13 protein-coding genes are annotated in these 14,208 nt (G+C 68.8%); 9 read left to right on the plus strand and 4 right to left on the minus strand.

Going from position 1 to position 14,208, the window contains the following annotated elements; genetic code table 11:
* Window positions 1-88: 88 nt before the first annotated feature.
* The 3 genes from ACFVVM_RS06270 to ACFVVM_RS06280 all read left to right on the plus strand — a co-directional run bounded on the left by ACFVVM_RS06270 (window position 89) and on the right by ACFVVM_RS06280 (window position 4,615).
* Window positions 89-2,398 (plus strand): ATP-binding cassette domain-containing protein, encoded by a 2,310-nt coding sequence (locus ACFVVM_RS06270; RefSeq protein WP_387616771.1) that lies wholly within the window; start codon window positions 89-91, stop codon window positions 2,396-2,398.
* Window positions 2,395-2,985, plus strand: coding sequence for a DUF308 domain-containing protein (locus ACFVVM_RS06275; protein WP_387613591.1), 591 nt, complete (start codon window positions 2,395-2,397; stop codon window positions 2,983-2,985). The genes ACFVVM_RS06270 and ACFVVM_RS06275 overlap by 4 nt, the downstream gene beginning before the upstream one ends.
* A gap of 223 nt (window positions 2,986-3,208) precedes the next feature.
* The gene (locus ACFVVM_RS06280; protein WP_387613594.1) at window positions 3,209-4,615 is read left to right on the plus strand and encodes a three-helix bundle dimerization domain-containing protein; all 1,407 of its coding nucleotides are present in this window, start codon (window positions 3,209-3,211) and stop codon (window positions 4,613-4,615) included.
* A 16-nt stretch (window positions 4,616-4,631) separates the two neighbouring features.
* Here ACFVVM_RS06280 and ACFVVM_RS06285 read toward each other — a convergent pair whose 3' ends face one another.
* On the minus strand, window positions 4,632-5,228 hold the full coding sequence (locus ACFVVM_RS06285; RefSeq protein ID WP_387613596.1) for a TetR/AcrR family transcriptional regulator: 597 nt from the start codon (window positions 5,226-5,228) through the stop codon (window positions 4,632-4,634).
* Between the two features lie 87 nt (window positions 5,229-5,315).
* Here ACFVVM_RS06285 and ACFVVM_RS06290 point away from each other — a divergent pair, with 87 nt between their 5' ends.
* The 3 genes from ACFVVM_RS06290 (at window position 5,316) to ACFVVM_RS06300 (ending at window position 7,667) form a co-directional block, all read left to right on the plus strand.
* Window positions 5,316-6,206, plus strand: coding sequence for a sterol desaturase family protein (locus ACFVVM_RS06290; RefSeq protein ID WP_387613599.1), 891 nt, complete (start codon window positions 5,316-5,318; stop codon window positions 6,204-6,206).
* On the plus strand, window positions 6,203-6,712 hold the full coding sequence (locus ACFVVM_RS06295) for a DoxX family protein (protein ID WP_387613601.1): 510 nt from the start codon (window positions 6,203-6,205) through the stop codon (window positions 6,710-6,712). Before ACFVVM_RS06290 ends, ACFVVM_RS06295 begins: the two co-directional genes overlap by 4 nt.
* Window positions 6,713-6,839: 127 nt before the next feature.
* The gene (locus ACFVVM_RS06300; RefSeq protein ID WP_387613603.1) at window positions 6,840-7,667 is read left to right on the plus strand and encodes an alpha/beta fold hydrolase; all 828 of its coding nucleotides are present in this window, start codon (window positions 6,840-6,842) and stop codon (window positions 7,665-7,667) included.
* Window positions 7,668-7,716: 49 nt separating this feature from the next.
* On the opposite strand, the gene ACFVVM_RS06305 is transcribed toward ACFVVM_RS06300, so the two are convergent.
* The gene (locus ACFVVM_RS06305; protein WP_387613606.1) at window positions 7,717-8,706 is read right to left on the minus strand and encodes a helix-turn-helix transcriptional regulator; all 990 of its coding nucleotides are present in this window, start codon (window positions 8,704-8,706) and stop codon (window positions 7,717-7,719) included.
* 62 nt (window positions 8,707-8,768) lie between these two features.
* Here ACFVVM_RS06305 and ACFVVM_RS06310 point away from each other — a divergent pair, with 62 nt between their 5' ends.
* Window positions 8,769-9,905, plus strand: coding sequence for an epoxide hydrolase family protein (locus tag ACFVVM_RS06310; RefSeq protein ID WP_387613609.1), 1,137 nt, complete (start codon window positions 8,769-8,771; stop codon window positions 9,903-9,905).
* A gap of 109 nt (window positions 9,906-10,014) precedes the next feature.
* Complete coding sequence (locus tag ACFVVM_RS06315) at window positions 10,015-11,334, plus strand: DUF1254 domain-containing protein (protein WP_387613612.1); 1,320 nt, start codon at window positions 10,015-10,017, stop codon at window positions 11,332-11,334.
* A 47-nt stretch (window positions 11,335-11,381) separates the two neighbouring features.
* On the opposite strand, the gene ACFVVM_RS06320 is transcribed toward ACFVVM_RS06315, so the two are convergent.
* Entirely contained in the window at window positions 11,382-11,756 is a 375-nt protein-coding gene (locus ACFVVM_RS06320) for an SHOCT domain-containing protein (RefSeq protein WP_387613614.1), read from the minus strand.
* Between the two features lie 165 nt (window positions 11,757-11,921).
* On the opposite strand from ACFVVM_RS06320, the gene ACFVVM_RS06325 reads away from it, so the two are divergent.
* A complete protein-coding gene (locus ACFVVM_RS06325; protein WP_387613616.1) occupies window positions 11,922-12,743 on the plus strand; it encodes a class I SAM-dependent methyltransferase in 822 nt (273 codons plus the stop codon).
* 5 nt (window positions 12,744-12,748) lie between these two features.
* Here the strand turns inward: ACFVVM_RS06325 and ACFVVM_RS06330 are convergent, their stop codons facing one another.
* Window positions 12,749-14,149, minus strand: coding sequence for a DUF2252 domain-containing protein (locus ACFVVM_RS06330; RefSeq protein ID WP_387613619.1), 1,401 nt, complete (start codon window positions 14,147-14,149; stop codon window positions 12,749-12,751).
* Window positions 14,150-14,208: the final 59 nt, after the last annotated feature.

The raw sequence follows: 14,208 nt of genomic DNA on the forward strand, positions 1-14,208 counted from the left end.
CTCGGTAGCTGTGGATTCGCACGAGGTCGATCCTTCGGTTCGGGTGCGTGGCGCCCGGGTCCACAATCTGCGCGATGTCGACGCGGACATGCCACGAAACGCCCTGGTCGCGTTCACCGGAGTTTCGGGTTCGGGGAAGTCTTCGCTGGCGTTCGGCACCCTCTACGCGGAATCGCAGCGCCGGTATCTGGAGTCGGTGGCACCGTATGCCCGAAGATTGCTGCACCAGGTCGAGGCGCCCGATGTCGATACCGTGACCGGGCTGCCGCCGACCGTCGCGCTGGCCCAGCGCCGCTCCGCCCCGTCCTCGCGTTCGACGGTCGGCACCGTCACCGCCATCTCGAACACCCTGCGCATGCTCATGTCGCGCGAGGGCGACTATCCGGATGGCCCGGCCCGAACCGGGGCCGGTCACTATCCCGAGGGCACCAATCGCTTGTATTCCGACGCGTTCTCGCCCAACACCGTCGAGGGGGCGTGCCCGCGCTGTCACGGTCAGGGCGTCGTGCACGAAGCCACCGAGGCCTCGATGGTCCCCGACCCGTCGCGCAGCATCCGCGACGGCGCGATCGCCTCCTGGCCGGGGGCCTGGCAGGGCAAGAACCTGCGCGATGTGCTGGCCGCGCTCGGCTACGACATCGACCGGCCGTGGCGCGAACTCTCGCCCGCCGCCCGCACCTGGATCCTGTTCACCGACGAGAAGCCGGTGGTCACCGTGCATCCCCAGCGGGACCCCGACCGCATCCACCGCCCCTACCAGGGCACCTACACCAGCGCCGAACGGCTGCTGCTGCGTTCGCACGCCGAGTCCAAGAGCGAGACGACGCGGGCGCGCGCCGCGGAGTTCCTGCACACCGCGACCTGCCCGCTCTGTGACGGACGGCGCCTCAAACCCGAGTCGCTGGCGGTGACCTTCGCCGGCCACAACATCACTGAACTCGCCGACCTGCCGCTGCGCGAACTCGTCGACGTCCTGCGCCCCTACACCCACGGCACGAGCGCGGCGGCGGTGCTCACCCAGGACCTGACCTCCCGCATCGACGTGCTGATCGAACTCGGCCTCGGCTATCTCAGCGTGGATCGGGAGAGCCCGACCCTGTCCGGTGGTGAACTGCAACGGCTGCGCTTGGCCGGCCAGTTGCGGTCGGGGCTGTTCGGGGTGGTCTACATCCTCGACGAGCCGTCGGCGGGACTGCATCCGGCCGACACCGTCGCACTGACCGAGGTGCTCGGCAGGCTCAAGAGATCCGGCAACAGCGTGTTCCTGGTCGAACACGATCTCGATGTCGTGCGGCACGCGGACTGGCTCATCGACATCGGGCCCGGTGCGGGGGTGCACGGCGGGCGGGTGCTCTACAGCGGCGAGGTCGACGGACTGCGCGCGGTGACCGAATCGGTGACCCGGCCGTATCTGTTCGACGAGATCACCCGTCCACCGCGCGCCGACCGCACCCCGGACGGAACGCTGCGATTGCGGGCAGTGACCAGCCACAATCTGCGCGACCTCGATGCCGATATCCCGCTGAGCGTGTTCACCGCGATCACCGGCGTCTCGGGCTCGGGCAAATCGACGCTGCTGCACGCGATCTCGGTCGCCGCCGAGGCCGATACGGCGATCGTGCGGGTCGTCGAGGTCGACCAGGCGCCGATCGGACGGACCCCACGCTCGAACCTGGCCACCTACACCGGGCTGTTCGACACCGTGCGCAAACTGTTCGCCGACACCGCTGCCGCGCGGGCCCGCGGCTACGGGGTCGGGCGGTTCTCGTTCAATGTCGCCGAGGGGCGCTGCCCGACGTGTCAGGGCGAGGGGTACATCACCGTCGAGCTGCTGTTCCTGCCCAGCACCTACAGTCCATGCCCGGACTGTCACGGCGCCCGCTACAACCCCGAGACCCTCGAGATCACCTACCGCGACACCACGATCGCGCAGGTGCTGGACATGACGGTCGACCAGGCCACCGAATTCCTCGCCGACGTGGCGGTGGTCGCGCGCGCCCTGCGCACCCTCGCCGATGTCGGGCTCGGCTATCTGCGGCTCGGGCAACCGGCGACCGAACTGTCCGGCGGTGAGGCACAGCGGGTGAAACTCGCGACCGAACTGCAGCGGGCACGGCGCGCGAGTACGGTGTATCTACTCGACGAACCCACCACCGGACTGCATCCCGCCGACACCGATGTGCTGCTGCGGCAACTGGATTCACTCGTCGACTCGGGGGCGAGCGTGGTGGTCGTCGAACACGACATGACCGTGGTCGCGCGGGCCGATCACGTGATCGACATGGGGCCGGGCGGCGGCGCGCAAGGTGGGCGGATCGTGGCACAGGGGACACCGGAACAGGTGGCGGCCGATCCGGACAGCCGGACCGCGCCGTATCTGGCGGAGCGGATCGCATGAACGAGTCGGCGGGGCAGCGGACCCGGCAGGCGTTGGCGATCGCGGGCGGCGCGTCGTTCGTGCTCGGGGTGGCGACGCTGTTGTGGCCGGGGCGCGACGAGTCGACCCTGTCCCTGCTGTTCGGGGTCTCGCTGCTGGTGAGCGCGGGAGTGCAAGCCTATCTGGGGTTTCGGTCGCGGATCGCGCTCGTGTTGCGGCTGCTGGTGCTGGTCAGCGCGGCGCTGACCGCGGTGCTGGCGGTACTGAGTTTCGGGGGCGGGAGCATCGAGTTGCTCGCGTGGTGGATCGGGCTCGGGTGGGCGGTGCGCGGGGCCGTGCAGGCGTTGGTGGGGGTGTGGGACGAGCAGATCAGCGATGGTTGGCTGCACGAGATCAGTGGGTGGGTGACGCTCGCGATCGGGATCGCGCTCATCGCGATCACGTTCAAGACCGTCACGGGGCTGGCGACGGCGGCCGGGGGCGCGCTGGTGGTGATCGGTGTCCTCGACCTGCTGACCGGTGGGTTGTTGCGGGCCGCGCTGCGGGCCGGTGAGCCCGCCGCGAGTGGCGCCGTGGTGGGTGACGTGCGGCCCGTCGCCGAACGCTGATCACGAAACCTGCACCGGCAGAGCGATTTTCGGTGTCAGCGCGAACTCGTGGACAACATGACATGGCGGGCAGGGGAGCGGGTGTTGAACTCTGCGTGCCCGGGCCGTCGCAGTGCGGGTCCGTGTGCTTTGCGCCGGTAGCGTGGCCCGCGGCGTGCGCACGGGAGGGCCCGGACGGCGCGCCGCGTCCGTCTGCCCCGAATGTGAGCCCAGGAGAGAAGTGGTGTCGCGCGTGAACCCCGGCGCCGATGTCGTCCAGCGTGAAGCGCAGGCGATGCGGCGGATGACCGAGAGTCTGGTCGAAGATCTGTCCGAGAACGTCCCCGTCGACCAGGTGACCTCGGCGGTGGGTGCCGCGCACGATCGCTTCGCGGGCAAGCCGATCCGGGAGTTCGTGCCCATCCTGGTCGAGCGGATCGTGCGCAGCGAACTCGCCGATCCCGACCCGACGGTGCGTGTACCGGCGCCGTCGGGTCGCGCTGCGGTTCCGGCGCCGGTGGCGCGCCAGGAGGCTTCGGGGACGCGGCGGGTGGTGAGCCGGCGTGCGGTGGTGCCGCTGTCGCTCGGCGCTGTCGTCGTGGTGGCCGCTGTCGTCGCCGGGGTCGTCCTGCTTCCCGGCGGGGCGGAGACGCCTGCGGCCGCACCCGTGGCCGCGGCGACGGTGGTGCGCGGGGTGGTCGGGTCAGAGAAGATGGCGTTCTTCGCCGACGAGCGCGTCGTCGAGGTGCTGGCCGACAACGGGATCACCGTCGAGGTCGAGCCCGCCGGATCGCGGCAGATCGCGACCTCGGTCGACCTGGACCGCTACGACTTCGCGTTCCCGTCGAGCAGTCCCGCCGCCGAACGCATCCAGCGTGCTCGCGGTGTCACGGCCAAGTACACACCGTTCTCCTCGCCGATCGCCATCGCCACCTACCGACCCATCGCCGAGCTGTTGACCGCGGCCGGGGTGATCACACCGGGGCCGGTGGCGAGCTTCGACATGAACCGGTACCTGGAGTTGGCCGCCGGTGGGGTGCAGTGGGACGACCTGCCCGGCAACACGACCTATCCGGTGGCCAAGAACATCCTGGTCTCGACCACCGATCCGCGCAGCTCCAATTCCGCGGCCATGTACCTGTCGATCGCCAGCTATGTCGCCAACGATCACACCATCGTGCGTGGCGCCACCGCCGAGGCACATGTGCTGCCCGCGCTGTCGAAACTGTTTCTCGCCCAGGGCTACACCGACAACAGCAGTGAGGGGCCGTTCAACCAGTACCTCACCAACGGGATGGGCCCGACGCCGCTGGTGTGCATCTACGAGGCCCAGTTCATCGGAGCGGCGGCCGCGGGCCGGATCACCCCGGACATGGTGCTGACCTATCCGACCCCGACCGTACTGTCGAACCACACCCTGGTCCCGCTGACCCGCCCCGGCGACACGATCGGCCGACTGCTCACCGACAACCCCGAACTACGCCGTCTAGCCGCCGAACACGGCTTCCGCACCGGCGACAACGCCCAGTTCACCGCCGTCGCCGCCGCCCATGATGTGCCGGTGGCCGCGGACCTGATCGATGTCGTCGACGTGCCCGCCTACGACACGCTCGAACGGCTGCTCGACGGGGTCGCGAACTCCTACAACTGAGGTCGCCTCGACCCGGTCAGCGGGCGGCGACGAGGGCCGCGATCAGGCGGTGGCTGCGGGCGCTCATCTGGGCGGCGGTCTGGTCCGGGTGCCGTAGCCACCACAGGACCAGTGAGGTGACCGTGCCCATCCAGACGTCGGTGAGCGCGGACAGATCGCTCGGATCGGTGAGGTCGACGGCGGCGACGACATCGGCGACGCCGCGGGCGGCCTGGGCGGCGATGCGGCGCCGGGCCGTGCGGGCGGCCTCGGCGGCCGGGCCCTCGTCGGGGTGGGAACGGTCGAAGACGACGGTCCAGTCGTGCGGTCGGGGTTCGAGGGCGACGAAGAGGGCGTCGAGGGTGCGCTGGGCCCTGGTCAGGTCGTCCCCGGCGATGGCCGACTCGATCGCGTCGTAGAGGATCGCCGCGGCGCGCTCCACGCACGCGATGTACACCGTGTCCTTGGACTGGAAATAGGTGTACACCAGCGGCTTCGACACCTCGGCGCGCAGGGCGACACCGGCGAGTGAGAGACCGGCGTAGCCGAGCCGGCCGATCTCGGACACGGCGGCATCGAGGATCAACTGCTCGCGCTCGGCGCGCGGGACGCCCTTGGTTCCGGCTGTGCTCACCCCCTTATCCAACCATCAGCGGGGACAGCCGTTGACAGTGAATTGACTATTTCGTAAATTACCCACACGTCTATATTAGGAGTCGGCATGCTGTCCTCGCTGTGGGAGCAGATCAACAACCCGCTGTTGTACGCGATACCGTTCTTCGCGGTGTTCATCGCGATCGAGGCGGTGAGTCTGCGCCACGCCGGGCACGAGGACACCCCGCGCGCCTACTCGGCGATCGACAGCCGCACCAGCATCAGCATGGGCATGGGTTCGGTGGTGGCGATGGCGCTGTTCAAGCTGCTCACGCTGGTCTTGTTCGTGATCCTCTACGTCGAGCTCGCGCCGTGGCAGCTACCGACCGACACCTGGTGGTACTGGCTGCTGCTGATGGTGGTCATCGACATCGCCTGGTACTGCAATCACCGGTTCTCCCACCGGGTGCGCATCGGCTGGGCCGCGCACCAGGCACATCACTCGAGTGAGTACTTCAATCTCGGGACCGCGCTGCGGCAGAAGTGGAATCCGTGGTCGGAGGCGATCTTCTGGGCGCCGCTGCCCCTGCTGGGTTTCGCGCCGTGGACGATCTACGTCGCGTTCGCGCTGAACCTGATCTACCAGTTCTTCACCCACACCGAGACCATCGGCAGGCTGTGGCGCCCGATCGAATTCGTGTTCAACACCCCGTCGCATCACCGCGTGCACCACGGCAGTGACCCGATCTACCTGGACCGCAACTACGGCGGCATCCTGATCATCTGGGACCGGATGTTCGGCACGTTCCAGCCCGAACTGCACACCCCCACCTACGGTCTCACCACGCCCGTCGGCACCTACAACCTGCTGAAACTGCAATACCACGAGTACGGCAACATCATTCGGGATGTCCGGGGTGCGAAGCGGTGGCGCGACCGGCTCGGCTACATCTTCGCCCCGCCGGGCTGGCAGCCGCGCGAGTCCGCGGTCGAGGCACGCAAGAAGCAGGCGGCGTGAACTCGGTCGACCTCGCCGCGCTGATCCTGCGCGTCACCGTGGGCGGCGTCGTGCTCGCCCACGGTGTCAACCACGCGTGGGGCGGCGGCAAGCTCGCGGGCACGGCGGGGTGGTTCGCCTCGATCGGGCTGCGACCGGGCCGGGTGCACGCCGTCCTCGCCACGGCCACCGAGATCACCGCGGGCGTCTTGCTCGTGCTCGGTCTGGGCACGCCGTTCGCCGCGGCCGCGGTCGTCTCGACGATGGTGGTCGCGGCGATCACCGCGCATCGGCGCAACGGGTTCTTCATCTTTCGGCCAGGGCAGGGCTGGGAGTACACGGCGGTGCTCGCCGCCACCGCCGTGGCCACCGCGACACTCGGAGCAGGTCGGTGGTCGCTCGATCACGTGCTCGGTGTCGCGGTGAACGGGCCAGCGGGGCCCGCGATCGCGGGTGGGCTCGGTGTGCTGTCGGCCGTGGTGCTGCTCGGGATCTGCTGGCGGCCGGACTCCGGCGTCGGCGGGTGAGTCCTACGGCAGTGCCGTGACCTGGGGAATCGATGGTGGTGAAAGAAATTTCGCGGGCGGCGATGAGTTCTCGCGGCGGGCGCCGTCTCTATGAGTGCTACCTGTCGCCGAGCTCCGGGAGAGTCTCATGACCGCCAGTTCCGCCGTCACCACCGGCACCCTCGTGGTGCCCGACGCCCGCCTGTATTACGAGGTCCGCGGGGCGGGACCGCTGCTCGTGCTGGTCGGGGCGCCGATGAACGCGGCCGCCTTCGCCTCGACGGCCCAACAGCTCGCCGCCACCAACACCGTGCTCACCACCGACCCGCGCGGGCATGCGGCCAGCCCCCTCGACGATCCGCGCCAGGATTCGACGGTGCGCGCCCGCGCCGACGACCTGGCCCGGCTCATCACCCACCTCGACGTGGGACCGGCGGTGGTGTTCGGTTCCAGCGGCGGCGCGGTCAGCGCGCTGGCGCTGGCCCAGACCAATCCCGACCTGGTCACCACGATCGTCGCGCACGAGCCGCCACTGCGCGAACTGCTGCCCGATGCCGAGGCCCAGCGCGCGGTCACCGAGGAGATCATCGCCACCTTCGCCACCGGTGATGTGGTCGGTGCGTGGCGGAAGTTCTTCGCACAGGCGAACATCGGGATCCCCGAACCGGTGCTGGCGCAGATGTTCGGCGGTGAACGCGATCCCGAACAGGTCGCCACCGAGCGCTACTGGTTCGAGCACGAACTGCGCCACACCACCGCGTGGGTGCCGGACCCGCCGCTGCTGCGGTCGATTCCGACGCGGGTGATCGTCGGGATCGGGGCGGAGTCGACCGGCCAGCTCTGCGATCACACCTCCCGGGAACTGGCCGCCTCGCTCGGTGTGGAGCCGGTGGTGTTCCCCGGCGATCACACCGGGTTCGTCGACGATCCCGTCGCGTTCGCGACCCGGCTGCAGCAGGTGCTCGACGCGCCGTGAGTCCCTGTGGTTCCGCCGGAGTTGATGCCGGTGGGCCGGGTTCCGCGCGTCACCGATCAGGTGGCAGCGAGTGCGATTCCGCATCGGCTGCCACGATCGCGGTGCGGCAGCGGGTGGCCAGGGTCTCCAGGGCGGTGAGTAGTTCCGGTGGGCCGGTGACGGTGAAATCGGTGTCGAGCGCGGTGATCATCCAGGCCAGCGATGCGGGGGTGTCGGCGCCGAGGTGGAGCAGGCAGTGGGTGTCGTCGACGGCTTCGAGGACACCCATGCCCGGCCAGACACGCTCGGCCAGCTCGGTGGCCGAGCCGTGCAGGGTGATCACGGTGCGCCACGGCCACGACGCGGACGAGAGCCTGCGCGCCATGTAGGCAGCCGCGTCGCCTTCGGGGAGGGGACGCGGCGTGAAGCGTGGGCCGGTCGGGATGCGGGGTTCGAGGCGGTCGACGCGGAAGGAACGCCAGTCGCCGCGGTCGACATCCCAGGCGACCAGGTACCAGTGCCTGCTGACGTTGACCAGCGAATCCGGTTCGACATCGCGACGCGACACCCGGCCCGCGTGATCGGTGTAGTCGAAACGCAGTCGTTCACGGCGCAGGCAGGTCTCGGCGATGGTCAGCAGGGTCTCGGACGCGACGCGCGGTGACTCGGCGCTCACGCGCACCATCGACTTCTGCAGCGTGGTGAGGCGGTGACGCAGCCGCGAGGGCAGCACCTGTTCGAGTTTGGCCAGGGCGCGCAGTGAGGCGTCCTCGATGCCGGTGACGGTACCGCCGGAGGTGGTCCGCAGGCCGACCGCCACCGCGACCGCTTCCTCGTCGTCGAGCAGCAGCGGCGGCATCGAGGCGCCCGCGCCCAGCCGGTAGCCCGCGGTGCCCTGCAGGGCCTGTACCGGGTAGCCGAGGCCACGCAACCGTTCGACATCGCGACGCACCGTGCGGGGGGTGACCTCGAGCTTGTCGGCCAGTTCGGCCCCCGACCACGCACGGTGGGTCTGCAGCAGCGACAGCAGACGCAACAGGCGAGCCGAGGTTTCCGACATGACTCCAGCATGCCGCATTCTTAGGACCGATCCTGGCCTAAGTGGCTTCTAGCGTGGTGTTTATGAGCGAAATCCACCCCTTCCGGATCGATGTCCCGCAGTCCGACCTCGACGACCTGCACGAGCGCCTGGCCCGCACCCGCTGGGCCGATGACCTGCCCGGCACCGGCTGGTCCTATGGGCTGCCGACCACCTACCTGCGTGATCTCGCCGAGTACTGGCGCAGCGGATTCGATTGGCGGGCCGCCGAAGCCGCACGCAATGCCCACCCGCAGTTCGTCACCGAGATCGACGGGCAGCGCGTCCACTTCACCCACGTCCGCTCGCCCGAGCCCGACGCCTTGCCGCTGGTGCTCGTGCACGGTTGGCCGTTCACCGATTTCGGCGAGACCATCGGGCCGCTGACCGATCCGCGCGCACACGGCGGCGACCCGCGTGACGCGTTCGACCTGGTGATTCCGACCCTGCCCGGTTTCGGCTTCTCCGGAACCACCCACGAGCCCGGTCAGGCCGCCACCGAACGTTCCGCCGAGCTGATCGCGCAGTTGATGGGCCGCCTCGGCTACACCCGCTACGGCGCGCAGGGCTCGGACGCGGGTTCGTTCATCGCACCGCAGCTGGGTCGCGTCGACACCGAGCATGTCGCCGGTGTGCACCTCAATGCCGCGATCACCATCCCCGGCTGGGACGACGACGGTGCCGGCTACTCCGAGGAGGACCAGGCCAAGCTGGCCGCCCTGCAGGACTGGAACGCCAACGACACCTCCGCCTACGCGAGCGTGCACAGCACCCGCCCCCAGAGCCTGGCCCACGCGGTCACCGATTCGCCTGCCGGACTGCTGGGTTGGGTCGTGGACGTGGTCAACACCTACAAGGACCCGGCCGCCGCACTGCCCGAGGACTCCATCGACCGCGACGCCCTGCTCACCGAGATCTCGGTCCTGTGGTTCACCGGGACCATCGGCTCCTCGATGCGCCTGTACAAGGAATCCCAGCAGTGGGGTGCGGACCTGCCCAGCTCCGGTGTGCCCACCGCGGTCGCGGTGTTCCCCGGCGACACCACGATCCGCGGCATCGCCGAAAAGCAGAACAACCTGGTGCGCTGGACCGAATTCGACCGCGGTGGGCATTTCGCGGCGATGGAAACCCCTGACCTGTTGATCGAGGACGTGCGGGAGTTCTTCCGCCCACTGCGCTGAGCGCGAGCGCCCGAAACGCCAGGGTCGGTACGGGTGTCGAGGCGGTCTTGTCGGCGATACTGGCAGGACCGCTCGGGGGATGACCTGCTCGCCGGAAGGAACGCCGAAGATGACGTCGTCCCCGTTGACCGCCGCGACCGCCCGCGCACTCGCCGAACAGGCCTATCTCTACGGTTTCGCGATCGTGGAGAACTATCGGGCGATGTGGGGAATGTGCGTCTGGCCGGATTCGCCGCAGTACTCCGGCTTCAACACCTTTCGGCACGGGCGCGCCCTGTTCGACTCGAGTTATGACACGGTGGTCAACGCCAACAACGACACGCTGTACTCCACGACCTTCGCCGATCTGCGCGCCGAACCGATCGTGCTCAGCGTGCCTGCCACCGGGTACCGGTACTTCGTCATCCAGCTGGTGGACATGGGCACCGACAATTTCGCCTATGTCGGCACCCGTGCCACCGGCGGTGACGGGGGCGATTTTCTCCTGGTCGGACCGCGATACAAGGGCGCGCTGCCTACCGGTGCGCCCGCGCGGGTGATCATTTCGCCCAGCCAGTTCGTCGCCCTCGCGACCCGCACCGCGATCGAGGGTCGCGCCGATCTGGACGCGGTGATCGCGATCCAGGAGCGGCTGCGGATCCGGCCGCTCAGCGAAGTCCTGGCCCGACCGGCGCCGCAGCCGCCCGCCGACATCGACTTTCCGCCCTACACCGCCGACCTGTACGGGTCCCCGAGACTGTTCGCTCTGCTGAACTTCCTGCTCCGGTTCCACACCGTGTCCGAACCCGAGACGGCGCTGCTGTGTCGGCTCGCCCCGCTCGGGATCGGACCCGGTGCCGAATTCGACCTGGATTCCTTCGATCCGGCGGTGCGGGCCGCGATCGGGGACGGGACGCGCATCGCGCACCAGCGGATCGAGGACCGGGGCAACAACCTCGGCACGGTCGTGCAGGGGTGGCAGGACATTCCGCCGATGGGCGACTACGGCGAGGACTATCTGTTCCGGTCGGCGGTCGCGTGGAAGTTCATCTACACCAATTCACCCGAAGAGGCGCTCTACCCGATCGCCGAGACCGACGCCGACGGCGAACCGCTGTCCGGGGCACACCGGTATGTGCTGCGGTTCGCACCCGGACAGTTGCCGCCCGTCGAGGCGTTCTGGTCGATCACCCTCTACGATTCCGCGTCCCGGTTGATGGTCGACAATGCCGTCGACCGCTACTCCATCGGTGACCGCACCCCCGGCCTCACCTACGGCGCCGACGGCTCACTGACAATCCACATCCAGCACGAATCACCTTCCGCCGAGGACGCACCGAACTGGCTGCCCGCCCCCGCCGGGCGCTTCTATCTCAATGCCCGCGCCTACATTCCACGCCCGGCCTTCCTCGACGGCACCTACCGCCTGCCCGCCGTCGAACGGGTGTGAACGACGTCGACGGCGGTGCCCGACCAGGCAGCCTGGGACCGAGCCGGTCAGGACAGTGCTTTGGCCTTGAGCTGGTCGAATTCGGCCTGGGTGATGGTGCCTTCGGCGAGCAGGCGTTTGGCGTCGGCGATCTGGGCGGCGGGGTTGGTGCCCGCGGTGGTGCGGATGTAGCTGTCGGCGGCCTTCTGCTGCTGTTCGGCCTCGAGTTGCGCGCGTTCCTGCATGCCGCTGCCGCGGGTGATGAGGTAGACCAGCGAGGTCAGCACGGGGATGAACAGCAAGAACACGATCCAGATCGCCTTGATCCACCCGGAGGTGTGCTTGTCGCGGAACAGGTCGCCGAGAATGAAGAACAGCAGCAGCAGATAGGCGACGAACCCGAAGCTGACGATGATCAGCCACACGACATCCCAGAACGACATGACGCACCTCGATCGGCTCGGAGGGAAGACGCCACCCGGTGGCGTTCGCCCGAGGCTAGCGCCGCCGCGGGGGCGTCCACCTCACCCGAACCGGGTGAAATCGAGCGAACCCCATCGACGCGTCCGGTTGCCTACAGTGAGTCCGACGGCGACGGGAGGATCTCGATGGCTGAGGACAGGCTCGACGGCACAACCTTGCGCGGCGTGCCCGCCACGGCACTGTGGACGCTGCGCAATCGCGCGGTGGAGGCCGCCAGGGCCGATTCCGACTACGAGGATCCGATGGCCGTCGAACTCTACGAGCGGATCGACTATCCGTACGGTGATTTCGGGCCGGCGAGCCAATCGCATCCGCTGCGCGCGGTGACCTTCGATCGCGCGATTCGCGACTACGTCGGCGCGCATCCCGGCGCGACCGTCGTCGCGCTCGGGGAAGGTCTGCAGACGAGCTTCTGGCGGGTGGGTGTGCCGGTCGCGCAGTGGATCTCGGTTGATCTGCCGGAGATGATCGCGGTGCGTGAGCGGGTTTTTCCCGCCGAGGAGCGGTTGCGGCACGTCGCGGTGTCGGCGCTGGATCGCTCCTGGATGGACGATGTCGACCCTGACGCCGGGGTGTTCATCAGTGCCGAGGGACTGTTCATGTACCTGCCGCCGGCGGAGGTGTACTCGCTGATCCGCGACTGCGCCGCGCGGTTCCCCGGCGGGCAGCTGATCTTCGACAGCATTCCGGCGTGGTTCAGCAACAGGACCATGAAGGGGATGACCCTGGCGCGCGGCAGTGATTATCAGGCCCCGCCGATGCCGTTCCACCTGTCGGTCGCCGAGGCCGCCGAGCTGCCGATCCGGATCCCGCGGCTGCGTGCGGTCACCGATGTCGACATCGCGGCGGGACGTGGACCGTGGGGCAGCCGCGCGATGAAGCTCCTGGCCAACGCCCCGGTCCTGAAGAACGCGCGCCCCTCGATCACACTGGTCGACTTCGAGTAGCGCGTTCACCAGCCGCGTTCGGCCGCCTCCACGTCACCGGCGGCGATGGCGGTGACCAGGTCGGCGTGGTCGGTGTCGGTTTGGGCGGCGTAGGCGCGGGCGAAGTCGAGGATGCCGGCGGCGAAGGCCTCGCCCTTGCCGATGTAGGCGGCGATGGCTTCGGGCTCGCCGCTGCGGGCGTGTGACTTGGCCAGGGCGGCGCCGCAGGCGGAGGCGAATTGCGGGAGGTAGCCGGCTATTTCGCGGCCGCTGGGAATGATCTTCATGTCGCGGAACTGGCGGACGTAGTAGTCGTTCTCGTCGACGCGCACGTACCCGAGGAAGATGTCGCTGGCCGACTGCATCAACCGCTGACCGACCACGACACGTTCGCCGTGGTTGTCGTAGACGCTCGGGCCGAGGAATTCCTCGTACACCGAAGAGGTCGCCTGTTTGACCTGGAAGAACACCGACTGGCGTTGACTGTCGCCCTCCATCAGGTGCAGGTAGACGCGCATGCCGACACTGCCGACGCCGACGACCTGCTGAACGGTGTCGATGCGGGTGAACCGGCCGACGAGCCGGGCCAGGTGCGGTGGGATCGAGGCCAGGTAGGTGTCGAAGATCTGCTCGTAGACGCTGATCTCCTCCTCGTCGCTGAGCTGGAAATGGCGGCGCTTGAGCGGGTCGTCGCTGATGCGGCGCTGCCCGTCGACCACGGTGACGAGCTGGCGTGCCGTGCCCTCCTGGGAACGCTTGGCGGCCTGCTTGTCGATCGTGTGCTTGGCCTCCTTGGCGAAGGCCGAGGTGAGGTGTTCCAGGGGCATGTCGGCGGTGAAGCGGTCGTACCAGATCTCGAGCTCGCCGGAGCGGGCGTAGCGGCGCATCGCGGTGCGGTAGCCGTTCACGGCGGCGGTGGCGGCGTCCTCGGCGGTCGAGCGGCCGATGCCCTCGGTCTCGGCGAGGACGAAGACGCTGGTGGTGAGGCGTTTGAGGTCCCATTCGAAGGGGCCGGGCAGGGTTTCGTCGAAATCGCGGGCGTCGAAGAGGAGTTGGCGCTCCGGGGAGGCCCACAGTCCGAAGTTGAGGATGTGGGCGTCCCCGCACATCTGCGCGGTGAGTCCGGAGTGTTGGCGTGCGCCCAGGTCGGCGGCCATGACCGCGGCCGCGCCCCGCAGGTATGCCCACGGTGAGGACGCCATCCGGGCGTAGCGCAGGGGCAGCAACTGCTGATCGCGCACGGATTCCTGGGCGCGCAAGCGGTCCAGAGCCGAGATGGTCCGGGTGCTCGGATCCCATTCACCGGCGGCGCGTCGGGGTGCGCGGGTCCTGGCGGCGCGACCGGCATCGGCGTCGTGGTCGGTCACCGGCATGGCCCGCACCCGGGCCGACGACGGTGATCCCGATCCGGGTACCTCTGCGCTCATCACAGTCCCTTCGTCGAACAATCCCGTTTCCGGCGAACGTTCAGCAAATGTACCGCGAG

The sequence above is a fragment of the Nocardia sp. NPDC058176 genome (genome assembly GCF_042883805.1).
In the GTDB taxonomy this organism is placed as follows: Bacteria; Actinomycetota; Actinomycetes; order Mycobacteriales; family Mycobacteriaceae; genus Nocardia.